The 13,560-nt window shown below is 51.6% G+C and carries 12 protein-coding genes and 1 tRNA gene; 5 read left to right on the plus strand and 8 right to left on the minus strand.

The genetic code is table 11. The features are described 5' to 3' along the window. Positions 1-53 precede the first annotated feature (53 nt). On the minus strand, positions 54-215 hold the full coding sequence (locus OGY15_RS19765) for a hypothetical protein (protein WP_286540776.1): 162 nt from the start codon (positions 213-215) through the stop codon (positions 54-56). Between the two features lie 329 nt (positions 216-544). Between OGY15_RS19765 and OGY15_RS19770 the strand changes: the two genes are divergently transcribed. Genes OGY15_RS19770 through OGY15_RS19780 form a run of 3 tightly spaced genes read left to right on the plus strand, consistent with a single transcriptional unit; the run spans position 545 to position 4,810 of the window. After that, a complete protein-coding gene (locus OGY15_RS19770) occupies positions 545-2,044 on the plus strand; it encodes a UvrD-helicase domain-containing protein (protein WP_097506487.1) in 1,500 nt (499 codons plus the stop codon). A gap of 10 nt (positions 2,045-2,054) precedes the next feature. Beyond that, positions 2,055-3,710: a TraI domain-containing protein gene (locus OGY15_RS19775; RefSeq protein ID WP_057513807.1), complete on the plus strand. Its 1,656-nt coding sequence runs from the start codon at positions 2,055-2,057 to the stop codon at positions 3,708-3,710. Between the two features lie 41 nt (positions 3,711-3,751). Continuing rightward, positions 3,752-4,810, plus strand: coding sequence for a tyrosine-type recombinase/integrase (locus OGY15_RS19780; protein WP_187790914.1), 1,059 nt, complete (start codon positions 3,752-3,754; stop codon positions 4,808-4,810). Positions 4,811-5,015: 205 nt separating this feature from the next. On the opposite strand, the gene OGY15_RS19785 is transcribed toward OGY15_RS19780, so the two are convergent. The 6 genes from OGY15_RS19785 to aspA form a co-directional block, all read right to left on the minus strand. Continuing rightward, positions 5,016-5,091: transfer RNA gene (locus OGY15_RS19785), tRNA-Phe, on the minus strand. 158 nt (positions 5,092-5,249) lie between these two features. Then, on the minus strand, positions 5,250-5,825 hold the full coding sequence (locus OGY15_RS19790) for a transcriptional regulator (protein ID WP_210904338.1): 576 nt from the start codon (positions 5,823-5,825) through the stop codon (positions 5,250-5,252). Positions 5,826-5,861: 36 nt separating this feature from the next. After that, the gene (locus OGY15_RS19795; RefSeq protein ID WP_187259230.1) at positions 5,862-7,571 is read right to left on the minus strand and encodes a protein-disulfide reductase DsbD; all 1,710 of its coding nucleotides are present in this window, start codon (positions 7,569-7,571) and stop codon (positions 5,862-5,864) included. Further along, positions 7,547-7,894 carry a divalent cation tolerance protein CutA gene (gene cutA, locus OGY15_RS19800; protein WP_151217311.1) on the minus strand — a complete coding sequence of 116 codons (348 nt, stop codon included), beginning with the start codon at positions 7,892-7,894 and terminating at the stop codon, positions 7,547-7,549. The genes OGY15_RS19795 and cutA overlap by 25 nt, the downstream gene beginning before the upstream one ends. A gap of 131 nt (positions 7,895-8,025) precedes the next feature. Then, positions 8,026-9,327: an anaerobic C4-dicarboxylate transporter DcuA gene (dcuA, locus tag OGY15_RS19805; RefSeq protein ID WP_151217313.1), complete on the minus strand. Its 1,302-nt coding sequence runs from the start codon at positions 9,325-9,327 to the stop codon at positions 8,026-8,028. A gap of 115 nt (positions 9,328-9,442) precedes the next feature. Next, the gene (gene aspA / locus OGY15_RS19810; protein ID WP_016151388.1) at positions 9,443-10,879 is read right to left on the minus strand and encodes an aspartate ammonia-lyase; all 1,437 of its coding nucleotides are present in this window, start codon (positions 10,877-10,879) and stop codon (positions 9,443-9,445) included. Between the two features lie 337 nt (positions 10,880-11,216). On the opposite strand from aspA, the gene OGY15_RS19815 reads away from it, so the two are divergent. Further along, positions 11,217-11,696: an FxsA family protein gene (locus OGY15_RS19815; protein WP_151217315.1), complete on the plus strand. Its 480-nt coding sequence runs from the start codon at positions 11,217-11,219 to the stop codon at positions 11,694-11,696. A 40-nt stretch (positions 11,697-11,736) separates the two neighbouring features. Here OGY15_RS19815 and yjeH read toward each other — a convergent pair whose 3' ends face one another. Beyond that, the gene (gene yjeH / locus OGY15_RS19820) at positions 11,737-12,984 is read right to left on the minus strand and encodes an L-methionine/branched-chain amino acid transporter (protein ID WP_187253589.1); all 1,248 of its coding nucleotides are present in this window, start codon (positions 12,982-12,984) and stop codon (positions 11,737-11,739) included. 274 nt (positions 12,985-13,258) lie between these two features. On the opposite strand from yjeH, the gene OGY15_RS19825 reads away from it, so the two are divergent. Then, positions 13,259-13,552, plus strand: coding sequence for a co-chaperone GroES (locus tag OGY15_RS19825; RefSeq protein WP_000027827.1), 294 nt, complete (start codon positions 13,259-13,261; stop codon positions 13,550-13,552). Positions 13,553-13,560 lie beyond the last annotated feature (8 nt).

The raw sequence follows: 13,560 nt of genomic DNA on the forward strand, positions 1-13,560 counted from the left end.
GACAGCTGATAGAAACAGAAGCCACTGGAGCACCTCAAAAACACCATCATACACTAAATCAGTAAGTTGGCAGCATCACCCTGCTCCTGATTGCCGGCAAGGACATCTCCTGTTCTGGTTGAGCATACACAGTGAAACTGATTAACATAAATAATGGTTTCGTTTTCGAGTAAGAATTTATAATCCGTTGTTTTCAGATGTTCGATATCACTCATACTGAGCCAGAATCCATAGTGTATTGTGTACCTGTAGTATTTAAGCATACGGTTTTATAGCTTTTCAACATATTGCTCCATGTCTCTGAAAACGGGGCTGTTCTGCTGCTCATGTGGTATTGGGCATGTGTTACTGCATGCAGGCTGGGGTTTTATTTACGAGCTGATGCTAAATACAGGAATATGCAGTAAGCTGGTTAGCAGCAGGGGAGACAAAGATGGTGCAACAGACGGGATAATTTCTTTGCACTGGTAAAGAGTTAATGATGGTGTGCACATTCTGTAGTGATGCAGAGTGTGCGCACCATTTTTTCTTTACAGGGGCCTGTATGTCACTGACACCCACCGATGAACAATCTGCCATTATTCACTGGCAGGGGCAGAAGCTGGTTGTGAACGCCTTTGCCGGCACAGGAAAGACCAGTACCCTGGTTCAGTATGCACTGGCAAACCCCGACAGCAGAATGCTGTATCTGGCTTATAACCGCGCTGTACGCGATGAGGCTGAGCGTAAATTTCCGTTTAATGTGGAGTGCAAAACTTCTCACCAACTGGCCTGGTCGCGCTTCGGCAGACATTACCAGAATCGCCTGGTTGCCAGCCTGCGTATCACGGATGTGGCCAGAAAGCTGAACACCCGTCACTGGCTGCTGGTTCGTCTGGCACTCAGCAGTCTGAATCAGTTTCTGTGCAGTGCTGACACTGAACCGGGGCTGCAGCATTTGCCGGATGAGGACGCCCGGGCCGGTACGGATGTTTCAGCCATCCTGCAGGCAGTACAGGTGCTCTGGCATGAGATGAGTCGTCCTGATGGCTCATTCCCTGTCACGCATGATACCTACCTGAAGCTGTTCCAGTTGTCATCCCCGGACCTGTCCCGGCGCTGGGACACCATTCTGTTTGATGAGGCACAGGACGCCAATCCTGTGACATCTGCACTGGTGCTCAGTCAGTCCTGCAGGGTAATTCTGGTTGGTGACCGTTACCAGCAGATTTACCGTTTTCGTGGCGCAGATAATGCGCTTTTTCATCCTGCCCTGAACGATGCAGACCGCCTTTGGCTGACGCAGAGCTTCCGTTTTGGCCTGTCAGTGGCCCGGATGGCGAATCTGCTTTTGCAGCGTGCTGGTGAGACACGGCAGGTGACCGGCAGTGGCGGGGAAGATGAAGTACTGATGAGCCGTGCCGGCGCGGATAAACCGGAAGGGCACCAGACGGTACTGAGCCGGACGGTGGCAGGTGTGATATGCACGGCGCTGATGGCCAGTCTGAGCGGCAGGAAGGTGTACTGGGTGGGCGGTATTGAAGGTTACCGGACAGAGGCACTGGAGGACCTGTACTGGTTTTCTGCCGATATGCCGGAAAAGATGCACTCTGATGCACTGCGGCGGGATTACCGCGATTTTGATGAATACTGCCGGATAGCCAAATCCACCCGGGATGTGGAGATGAATCAGGCCATTCGCCTGCTGGATATCTGTTTCCCGTTGCCGGTGAAACTGAAGCTTCTGCTGGAGCATACCGTCACGTGTGAGAAGGATGCGGATATTACCGTGTCAACGGCTCACCGCAGTAAGGGGCTGGAATGGCCGGTGGTGATACTGGATGAGGATTTTGCGGATATCACCGACCCGCTGATGCCGGAAGATGAACGGAGGGACGAAACTAACCTGTTGTACGTTGCGGTCACCCGTGCCCGTAAAACCCTGGTACTGAACAGTCTGATGCGCCAGCTGGTTGCAGAAGAGGCTGGTCGAAATAAACAAAACCAGAAAGCAGCAGAGGCATCTCCGTCAGAAGGCGGGGAAAACGATGCCGTATACGGGTAGGGGAGTGAAGATGCTTAATCGCCTGAAAAAACTGCTTCCCGGTAACAGCAATACCCGCAGTGCTGAGACAACCGACCCGGAAGTCGTCCGTCAGCCGGAACATCTGCCGGAAGGTTTTTATATACCCCGGACTGCAGAGGAACTGACGTTTACACCACGCAGGAAACAGTGTCTGAAGCAGCTATGGGAAAACAGCAGTATGCCATCCGATGTGTATCAGCAGTTCTGCCTGACGCCGGTACAAAAACTCCTGATGGCGGCGCAGAACGTTCCCGCTGCCAGAGACTCCCGGTGGGCAGATGCCAACGGTTTTGGCGACCTGACACTGCAGTTCACCACCTGTGCTGTTCGTCTGGCCAGAGGATATATGTTTCCGCCCGGAGCCACACCGGAAGAGCAGGCCGCACAGTCCGGTGTATGGAATGCCGTGGTGTTCTGGTCGGCACTGTTTTATCACCTGCCACTTCTTGCAAACCTGGAGGGGGAACTGGTCAGCGGAAAGTTATGGCAGCCGGGGATGTCATCACCGGATGAAGCATTTCGTTTTCGCTACAGACAGCAACATCTGCAGGGCACAGAGGCTCAGCAACTGGCAGCGGTGATGGCCGGGCAGTTGTTGCCGGAGGGGACGACAGCCTGGCTGGCCACTGTGCCGGGGGCATTACAGAATCTGGCGGGAGCGGTCTGGCATCAGCATCCGGAGATGGCATTGATTCGTTCAGTCCTGAAAACAGCTGCAGAAGAGGTGGAGAGTCCGCTTCTTGCGTCGCCAGTAACGGAACCCGTAACGGCACCTTTGCCTTCAGAAACCACAGTGCAGTCTGAAGGCAATGTGCCATCTGAGAGCCAGACAGAAACATCAACAGAGGCCATTGCGCCGGAAATGCCGGCGGTCGTCACGGAGGTGGGCGAATTTACGCTGCAGCCATCTGTTTCAGGAACCGGTGAGGCAGAAGCAGTAGTCCCGGATACGTTGCAGTCTGCGACAGACGCGGAGGAAAAGTCACCGGAGGAGCAGAACCTCCATGATGATACCGATATGCTGCTGAGCCTGTTTTCAGCAGTCAGTGATGACACTGAGCTCACGGAGGCTGATGCGATGGAATCTGTTGAAAATAAAAAGACAATTTTTGATGAATCAGGTTGTGCAAACAGTGAACAGGCTGGCGCGGAAAGTGATCCTGCGCAAGTCACGGGGATTTTGGGCTCTGTTTTATGTACCAGTGAGCCGACTCAGGAGATAAAAAAATCACCTGAGCACTCACAGGACAGGAACAGTACGGAAAATGTCAGGGTTCCAGGCAGTAGTGGTGAATTTGTTGAATGGCTCAGACATGGACTGGATTCGGGAGAGATCCCGGTGAATCAGCCTGATGCCAGAGTTCATCTGATTGCCGGATATGCTTTTCTGCGTGTGCCGGATGTGTTTTACCTGTATCTGAAACAGACGGGGAGTAACCACGATCGCCGTTATGTTCAGTCCGTATTTGAGCGTGCGGGGCTTCACCGGGTTCGTTCCGGGGAGCGCTTTGTTCAGGCCAGGCTGTATGGTTCGGCGGAACGAAAAGGGCGTTATCAACCTGTCAGCGGTTACCTGGTGAAAAGCCGCAGTCTGTTCAGCGGAAAAGGGCTCCCCGGAGACAGCCCGTTTATCGCATTTCCGTGACGGAATGCTGCGGGGAAGGAATGATTTGTTATGGAGCTTTTATGGGATCAAAGAAGGCCGGGAAACTGACCTGGGATGAACTGCTTGATGAGTATTTTTTCTCGAGAAACCTGCGTCCGGATACGGAATGGAGTTACCGCAAGGTTGTCCGGGGATTTGTTGATTTTATGGGCGAGGGGGTATTTCCGGCAGATGTGGCCCAGCGTGATATTCAGCGCTGGCGACGTCAGGTTCTGAAAACGCAGTCACTTTCAACATACACGTGGAATAACAAGGTGGCGCATCTCCGGGCGATTTTGGGTTTTGGGATCAAAAAAGGGCTGCTGCCTCAGGCAGAAAACCCGTTATGTGAGGCATCGGTGGCAAAGGAGGCGAAAAAGAAGAAGACGCTTAACAAAGATCAGATGATCCAGGTTTATCTGGTTGTTCAGAAGTTTGCTGAATATGAAACACAGCAGAGGGTACCTTGCGACCGGCGACGTAATGCCCTGTATCCGGCAAGATACTGGCTGACGGTTCTGGATGTGTTGCGTTATACCGGGATGCGTTTTAATCAGCTGCAGCATATCAGGCTGAAGGATGTTCGTCCTGGAGAAGGGGTGATTGAACTGCAACTGGAGGGGAGTAAAACACACCGTGAGTGGTGTGTGCCGATCGTGGCACCTCTGAAAGCGCCCCTGGAACTTCTCCTGTCACGGGCCCGACGTCTGGGAGCCGGTCCTGATGATTTTTTGTTTGATGTTTGCCGGTTTACAGACTGCATTGAGCCTGATGATTATGTGTATTGTCCGGCGCGGGCCCATCAGGCGGTCAAGGGATTTTTCAGGCGTCTGTCACGGGAGTGTGGTTTTCTGGTTTCTGCCCACCGTTTCAGGCACACGCTGGCGACGATTCTGATGGAGTCACCGGAGCGGAACATGCATCTGGTTAAATCCATGCTTGGGCATCAGAGTATTGCGACGACCATGGAGTATGTGGATGTCAGTGTTGCATCCGCAGCCAGAACGCTGGAGATGGCGCTGGGTCTGTATACCGACACACGAACGGTCAGTGAGGTTTGTAGGGGGGAAGAGAACAGGGAAGAAGAGACGGAAAATTAACACAGCTTGACAGGGATATTTCAAGTTGTAAGAATATACAGCAACGAGAACAGGGTGTCTGCGCTAACAGACACCCTGTTTGAGGATGCGATTCTGAATTCAACCAGTGTAACCAAACTACGCTGATGGAGATTCCGTAATGACCGAATCCTGTATTAAACGCCCGTTAAGGATCTCATCCCTTAACCAACGTGCTTTGATGCGGTGGTGCCCGGACTCGGAATCGAACCAAGGACACGGGGATTTTCAATCCCCTGCTCTACCGACTGAGCTATCCGGGCAACGGGGCGCATTAAACCGTATTCACGTCTGTCAGTCAATTAAATTTCGGGAAAAACCGTTCAACCGCTTAATATTACGGCAATCTACGCATTTATGCCTGAAGATTGAACAAAATAGCGTGGTGCCAATTTCTCACCACCCAATAAGCGTTGTACGCTTAAGTCAGCGCACCGCCCATACGGCACTGAGCAAAGCGCAGGATATCTTCAGCCAGACGGTGTGCTGTTTCGACATCAGCATGGCTACGATTGACCAACATGCGGCTCAGGCAGCCTTCCAGCACCAGTTCCATCTGTTTGGCAACCATTGCCGGGTCGTCAACTTCCAGCGTCGTGAGCAGTTCATGGGTGAAGTCATGCGCCGCCTTTTTTTGTTGATCGGCTAACTGATGGATCGGATGTCCGGGATCGGGGTAAAACGTACAGGCGGCGATGAACAGGCAGCCTGGATAGCGATTATTGCTCACGCATTCGGACAGCGCGTTGTAGCGTGCCAGTAATTTCTGCTCAACGCTCTGGGTGTCATCCAGCAAAAGCTGACGCCGCCAGATATCCACCCGCTGGCTGAGGTAACGTAACGCATCGTACAGAATGGCCTCTTTATCGGGCCAAAAGCGTTGTAGTTCATCAAGAGGATAATTGATACGTTCGGCCACCATTTCCAGCGTGGTATTGGCTATCCCTTGAACCTCAAGTAATTTCAGGGTTTCTCCCAGGACATCTTCACGTTGCACGGTATTCTCCTCCGTATTTCCTGTTGCAAGTGTCGCTCACGGTTGGCGATCGCGCAAATGTGCGCTGAAGGTCGTGGCATCCATAAAGCCCGTTACCCGGGCCTCCGGGTGCTCTTTCCCTTCAGCGTCAAAGAACAAAATAGTCGGCAAACCTAAAACCTGTAAATGCTTCAGCAGAGCAACATCCTGGGCATTGTTTGCCGTCACATCCGCCTGCAAAAGCACTGTGTTGCCGAGCGCTTGCTGAACCTGTGGGTTACTGAACGTATACTTCTCAAACTCTTTGCAGGCCACGCACCAGTCGGCATACAAATCCAGCATAACAGGCTTGCCTTTAGCTTGCGCCAGCGCCTGATTTAGCGCATCTACCGATGCTACCGGCGTAAAGTTAAGATGCGTCTGGTCTTGAGCATGCGGCGCACCGAACGCCCAGTCCTGTAATGGTCTTACGCTGACCAGCGCTGCAGCTAACAGGACAATCTGCACGATGCGCATCCAGGCGTGCTTTGCCTGCAGGCTGGTGATGAATGCCCACGCAAAGAATGCGACGCCAAGCGCTGACCACAGGCGAGCGCCCCATTCGTCGCCAATGATGCGTTCGAGTAAGAAGACGGGAAGCGCCAGAATGACAAAACCAAAAGCGGTTTTGACATGCTCCATCCAGGGGCCGCTTTTAGGTAACAGGCGATTGCCAAATACGGTAATCAGCATCAGAGGTAATCCCATCCCCAGCGCGTACAGATACAGCGTGCCGCCTCCCAGCCACATGTTCCCGCTCTGAGCGATATACAGCAAAATCGCGCTTAACGGGGCTGTGGTACAAGGAGAACAGATGAGACCTGCGATCGCCCCCATCGCAAAGACGCTACCGGGAGAACCACCTTGCTGGCGGTTACTCATCAATGTAAGGCGCGTTTGCAGCGATGAAGGGAGCTGCAGCGTAAACAAACCAAACATCGATAACGCGAGTAGCGTAAAGATGACGGCAAGGCCAATCAGAACGTAAGGATGCTGTAGTGCGGCCTGGAACTGCAATCCAGCGGCCGCAACAACCAGACCCAACGCGGTATAGGTGAGCGCCATCCCCTGGACGTAGATAAACGTCAGCAACAGTGCGCGCCCGGTTGATAATCGTTGCTTGCCGCCCAGCACGATGCCGGAAATCAATGGATACATCGGTAATACGCAGGGCGTAAACGCGATGCCTATTCCGATCAGTAATGCCCACAGAGCGGTAAAGGGGAGTTTGGCTGCGGGCTCCGGTTGCTCTTGCGGCGCGACAGTGGCTGGCACTGGCGCAGGTGTTGCCTGGGTATCGGCGGATACTTCACTTAACGGTACGGTTTTGGTTTCTGGCGGGTAGCAAAATCCGGCGTCAGCACAGCCCTGGTACGTGACCGTTAATGTTGCGCCAGATTTCGCCTGATTGATCGTGACCGGGATGGTCAACTGTTTACGGTATATCTCACTTTTGCCGTAAAACTCATCTTCATGCCAGACCCCCGGCGGTAGTTTTACCTCGGCGATATCAGCCTGAGAAGGCGTAATGCTTATCTGTTTGCGATACAGATAATAGCCATCTTTAACCTGCCATGTGAGGTTCAGATCGTGTTGGTTTTGCTGGAAATCAAAAACAAACGCCCGATCGGCAGGTACAAACTGCGAGCGGCCTGGCGCGTCAAATAATCCGGCAAAAGTAGATGTGCTGCACAGCAGCAGGATCAGCGTAAGGATGCGTTGAGCCATGAGCGGTAATCAAAGTCTCCGTGAATGACGGGTAAAACCAGAAGTTCAGGTGTTTGATATGGATGATGTGACTTCAGGCAATCGAGTAGGGCTTGCTGGTGCGTAACGGTGGTTTTTAAAATCATCTGGACTTCATATTCCTGCTCCAGTTTACCTTCCCAATAATAGAGGGAGGTCGCACCGGGCAGTAGCGTTACACAGGCGGCTAGCTTTTCCGCCAGCACTTTTGCAGCCAGATCCTGGGCGGTTGCTTCATCCGGCGCAGTACAGAGCACCACAACGGTATCGGGGATGGAAATATCCTGACTCTTTACATCAAGCATAAACACCTCGAAAGAACAGAGTAACCAGCTAAAGAGTGGTCACTATACAACGGACGAGGGAAGGATGTTAGCTAAAGCGGGGTGATAAAGAGGAGGAACTGCAGGGTGCGAAGGCACCCTGCAGTAAAGTCTTATAGCATGAAGCTGCCCAGCAAGAAGCCGAAGCAGACAGCCAGAACGACACCCAGAGTACCTGGGATGAAGAACGGATGGTTAAAGACGAATTTACCGATGCGGGTTGTTCCGGTGTCATCCATCTGAACCGCCGCAACCAGAGTTGGGTAGGTTGGCAGAATGAACAGGCCAGAAACCGCGGCGAAAGACGCAACAGCAGTCAGCGGGGAAACGTTCAGAGCCAGAGCCATCGGCATCAGTGCTTTAGCGGTTGCAGCCTGAGAGTACAGCAGTGCAGAAGCAAAGAAGAAGATGACCGCCAGCAGCCACGGATGACCCTGGATTACGCTACCTGCAGTATCTTTGATCCAGTCAATGTTGTGAGATACGAAGGTATCACCCAGCCATGCAACACCCAGGATACAAATACAGGCGCTCATACCGGCTTTGAAGGTGCTGGAGTTCAGGATGGAGTCAGTTTCAACGCGGCAGATGATTGTCGTCAGCGTCGCGATGCTCAGCATGATGATCAGGATTGCGTTGGTGGTGTTCATCAGCGGTTTAGCGACCAGGCCAAGGCTTGGGCTGTTGATGATGGCGTATACAACGACGCAAACCACGCCCAGCAGGAACAGCCAAACGGAGGTTTTCGCGCCAGCTTTGATTTCAACTTGTCTTTCACCGCGCAGTTCAACCAGGCCTTCTTCCAGACGCTTACGATAAATCGGGTCGTCAGACAGTTTGGAGTTGAACAGTGCGGTGATCAGGAAGGACATCACCAGAACGGCCAGCAGAGTGGATGGAATGACCACGGACAGCAGGTGAATGTAGCTGATGCCATGACCTTCCATGACGGAAGACATGTAAACCACAGCCGCGGAGATTGGAGACGCCGTAATCGCAATCTGTGCGGAAACCACCGCGGTAGAGAGCGGACGGCAAGGCTTGATACCTTGCTCCTTCGCGACTTCAGCGATAACCGGCAGAGTAGCCAGAGAGATGTTGCCGGTACCGGCAAAGATCGTCAGGAAATAGGTCACGATAGGTGCAAGGATCGTGATGTATTTCGGATTCTTACGCAGCAGTTTTTCAGTTTGATGAACCAGATAGTCCAGACCACCGGCAATCTGCATGGCAGAGATAGCAGCGATAACCGCCATGATAATGGAAATAACATCGAACGGAATATTACCCGGTTTTACGCCAATAGCGGCAAGAACCAGAACACCCAGCCCACCTGCAAATCCAATACCTATACCCCCAAGTCTGGCACCTAAAAAGATTGCCAGCAAAACGATGATAAGTTCTAAAACTATCATATTAGCCTTCCTTGTTGTTTAACAAGTTGATATTAAATTGTTGTTTTTAAGTAACTTCGAGTAAGAAAAAAGGCACGTCATCATGACGTGCCTTCTCCGGTACTACCCTACACGATTACTGTTCGCTTTCATCAGTATAACGTTTTGCTTTATAAGCAGGGTGCATCAGGTTCTGTGCAGAGAAGATATCGTCCAGTTCAGACTCGGTCAACAGACCGCGTTCCAGGACAACTTCACGTACGCTCTTACCGGTTTCGGCACAAATTTTACCGACGATGTCGCCGTTGTGGTGACCGATGAACGGGTTGAGGTAAGTAACGATGCCGATGGAGTTGAATACAAACGCTTCACAGACTTCTTTGTTAGCAGTGATACCACTAACGCATTTTTCCAGCAGGTTGTAGCAAGCATTGCTCAGAATGTGAATGGATTCAAACATTGCCTGGCCAATGACCGGTTCCATTACGTTCAGCTGCAGCTGACCCGCTTCAGATGCCATGGTGACAGTGATGTCGTTACCGATGACTTTGAAGCACACCTGGTTTACGACTTCCGGAACAACCGGGTTCACTTTTGCTGGCATGATAGAAGAACCCGCCTGCAGTTCTGGCAGGTTGATCTCGTTCAGACCAGCACGTGGGCCAGAGGAGAGTAAACGCAGGTCGTTACAGATTTTGGACATCTTAACAGCCAGACGTTTCAGTGCGCCGTGCACCATAACGTATGCGCCGCAGTCAGACGTCGCTTCAATCAGGTCTTCAGCAGGAACACAAGCGAAGCCAGTGACTTCAGCCAGTTTCTGTACTGCCAGCGGGGAGTATTCTTTCGGCGTGTTCAGACCTGTACCGATTGCCGTTGCGCCGAGGTTAACTTCCAGCAGCAGTTCTGCGGTACGACTAATGTTTTTCACTTCTTCTTTCAACAGTACGCTGAAAGCATGGAATTCCTGACCGAGAGTCATCGGTACAGCATCTTGCAACTGGGTACGACCCATTTTCAGGATGTCCTGGAATTCAACAGCTTTTTGTTCGAAGCCTTCACGCAGTTGGTTCAGAGCATCAATCAGTTTGATGATGGATGCGTAAACAGCGATACGGAAGCCGGTTGGGTAAGCGTCGTTGGTAGACTGACATTTGTTAACGTGGTCGTTCGGGTTCAGGTACTGATATTCACCTTTCTGGTGACCCATCAGTTCCAGACCGATATTGGCCAGCACTTCGTTGGTGTTCATGTTGACGGAGGTACCCGCACCACCCTGGTAAACGTCTACCGGGAATTGATCCATGCATTTTCCGTTATTCAGGACTTCATCACACGCCGCGATGATGGCATTTGCCACACTCTTAGGAATGGTTTGCAGCTCTTTGTTGGCCATTGCCGCTGCCTTTTTAACCATTACCATACCGCGAACAAATTCAGGAATGTCGCTGATTTTGTTGTTGCTAATGTAGAAGTTTTCAATCGCTCTCAGAGTGTGAACACCGTAGTAAGCGTCCGCTGGAACTTCCCTGGTACCCAACAAGTCTTCTTCGATACGAATGTTGTTTAACATGTGAACCTTCTTTTTCAAGCTGCCAATGATTTGACTAAACACACAGGATATATGTGATTTCGATTGTTTCTCGACCGACGATTATCCCCTGCATCGGTCTGATACTCGAGATCATATGCTGGTTCAGGATTTCTACCGTAATCTGGATCACTTAAAGCGTGGAATTTACCCCTTATTTATTATTCTGTGAAATGGATCACCCCTTTGTGATTAACCCTAAATATTAGTGTACAAGCCGCTTGAAATTTTGCTAACCACCACAATATCAAACCGATGCGAGTCACATAATTTTCGTACAGGCGTTGAAAAAAACGACTGTTATTAACAGGAGATCCCCTTGCGCTGGATACCACTAATTGCCATTTTTCTCTATGTTTACATAGAGATATCCATTTTTATTCAGGTCGCCCATGTATTTGGTGTCCTGATGACGCTGATTTTGGTTATTTTTACGTCGGTTATCGGTATGTCACTGGTTCGTAACCAGGGATTTAAGAACTTTTTACTGATGCAACAAAAAATGGCGGCTGGTGAAAGTCCGGCTGCAGAAATGATCAAAAGCGTGTCGCTGATTATCGCTGGTTTGCTGTTGGTGCTGCCCGGCTTTTTCACCGATTTCCTCGGTCTTCTCCTTTTATTACCTCCGGTGCAAAAACATCTGACGATGAAACTGCTGCCGCATTTACGTTTTTCGCGGATGCCGGGTGGCGGTTTTAGCGCTGGAACCGGTGGCGGTGAGACCTTCGACGGTGAATTTCAGCGTAAAGACGATGAGCGCAACCGTCTTGATCATAAAGACGACGATCGTCGAGACTGACCCCGCAGGCCCGGTAAGTACTACCGGGCTTTTTTATTGCTTATTTGGCCTCAGCCATTTTCCGACTCGGTAAAAACAGCCACAGCCCAGCCAGCATAATCAGGGCGTACAGGCTCTTCCAGCCAACCATCGTCAGTAGCAGTAGACACAGCAGACCGCCAATGACTGCCAGTGCGCGGTAATGCCCTTTCAGTAATCGACATCCCGCCAGCATGCACAGCAGGTAAATCATAATAAAAATGCCGTTGGCATAGACGATTAACGCATCGAGATTGATTTGCAGCATATAGATGCACAAGGTACTCACCACGCAGCAGCCCAATACGGCGTTTAGCGCATTGCGTGGAAGGTGACGGGGAGACAGACGTGCCAGATGACTCTCCGGTTTATACTGTGCTTGCGACCAGACCAGCCGGGCGAAGCTTTGAATATAAATGTTAAGGCTGGCAAAACAGGCCAGATAACCAATGATGCAGGCGACCCACAGTGCCTGTACGCCAAACAGCTGCACGACGATCTCTGGCAGTGATGCCGCTGCCGCCATCTGTTCACCGTAGGCGCCAAAATGAAGCACGACGACGGTGCATGCCCAATAAACAGAGCCCGCCAGCAGCAGACCTATCATTAGCGCGCGCGGGAAATCCCGCTCAGGATTTTTGAATTCAGACGCCAGATGAGCAAAGGCTTCAAGGCCAACAAAACACCAGAACATCACCGACAGCGCGGCGAATAGCCCGGGTAGTTCAATATCGCTAATCGCAGGGAAGGGGATTTCGCCAGGTTTCAGATCGCCCGCCCACCAGATAGCGACAATGAGGGCAACAATCAGTCCGGCAATGACCGTTTGCAGATTCGCGCTGGAGCTTGCGCCGCGAGAGCCGATATACCAAACCAATCCCAGCGTACCGAGTTCCGCCAACAGCAGTTGCTCGTCATGCCAGCCAAACATCGCCTGACCAAATCCGGCGGCGATGTGTAATGCCGCGGGCAAGCCGACGGGAATCACCGACAAAAACAGCCATCCGGTGACGCGCTCCAGGCGTGAGCCAAAGGCCATGCCGACAAAATGCGCTACGCCGCCCGCGCTGGGAAAATGGCGACCCAGTATGGCAAAGACAATCGCCACGGGAAAAACTAAAACAATCAGCACCGGCCAGGCCCACAAACTGTTGTTGCCGGCCACCAGCGCAGCCAGCGCAGGGACGGCGAAAACGCCTGTACCTAACAATGATGTCGACAACAGGCCAACGCCCTGAGCCAGTCCCAGCTCTTGTTTCAGTCCGCTCATAAGTTGTTATCCGGTTATGCCCAATGACGGGCTACAGCGCAGATTTTTGATGGTATCACAATCGGATTTGCTTATGACGACGCGGCTGAAATCGTTATGAAATGTGAGGCGCGTCGGCGTTTTGACGGGATTTTCTGCTGATAAAAATTTTTTTTCGCTTGCCCCCTTGAAGGCACAAAACCCCATCCCCATCTCTCTGGTCACTAGCCGGGAAACCGTTTACGGGCCGGCGTCACCCATAACTGATAAAGACTTTCTCAAAGGAGAGCTATCAATGAGTATTCGTCCGTTACATGATCGTGTGATCGTCAAACGTAAAGAAGTTGAATCTAAATCTGCTGGTGGCATCGTACTGACCGGTTCTGCAGCAGGTAAATCAACTCGTGGCGAAATCATCGCTGTCGGTAAGGGTCGCATCCTGGACAACGGTACCGTACAGCCGCTGGACGTTAAAGTCGGCGATATCGTTATTTTCAACGATGGCTACGGTGTTAAATCTGAGAAGATCGACAATGAAGAAGTGTTGATCATGTCTGAAAGCGACATCCTGGCAATTGTTGAAGCCTAATCCGCGAA

The sequence above is a fragment of the Citrobacter sp. Cu231 genome (assembly GCF_030332265.1).
GTDB classification, from domain to species: Bacteria; Pseudomonadota; Gammaproteobacteria; order Enterobacterales; family Enterobacteriaceae; genus Citrobacter; species Citrobacter meridianamericanus.

Coding starts and splice junctions, on each gene's coding strand:
- OGY15_RS19765 (WP_286540776.1), bottom strand. CDS start 215: ATGAGTGATATCGAACATCTGAAAACAACGGATTATAAATTCTTACTC.
- OGY15_RS19770 (WP_097506487.1), top strand. CDS start 545: ATGTCACTGACACCCACCGATGAACAATCTGCCATTATTCACTGGCAG.
- OGY15_RS19775 (WP_057513807.1), top strand. CDS start 2,055: ATGCTTAATCGCCTGAAAAAACTGCTTCCCGGTAACAGCAATACCCGC.
- OGY15_RS19780 (WP_187790914.1), top strand. CDS start 3,752: ATGGGATCAAAGAAGGCCGGGAAACTGACCTGGGATGAACTGCTTGAT.
- OGY15_RS19795 (WP_187259230.1), bottom strand. CDS start 7,571: ATGGCTCAACGCATCCTTACGCTGATCCTGCTGCTGTGCAGCACATCT.
- cutA (WP_151217311.1), bottom strand. CDS start 7,894: ATGCTTGATGTAAAGAGTCAGGATATTTCCATCCCCGATACCGTTGTG.
- dcuA (WP_151217313.1), bottom strand. CDS start 9,327: ATGATAGTTTTAGAACTTATCATCGTTTTGCTGGCAATCTTTTTAGGT.
- aspA (WP_016151388.1), bottom strand. CDS start 10,879: ATGTTAAACAACATTCGTATCGAAGAAGACTTGTTGGGTACCAGGGAA.
- yjeH (WP_187253589.1), bottom strand. CDS start 12,984: ATGAGCGGACTGAAACAAGAGCTGGGACTGGCTCAGGGCGTTGGCCTG.
- OGY15_RS19825 (WP_000027827.1), top strand. CDS start 13,259: ATGAGTATTCGTCCGTTACATGATCGTGTGATCGTCAAACGTAAAGAA.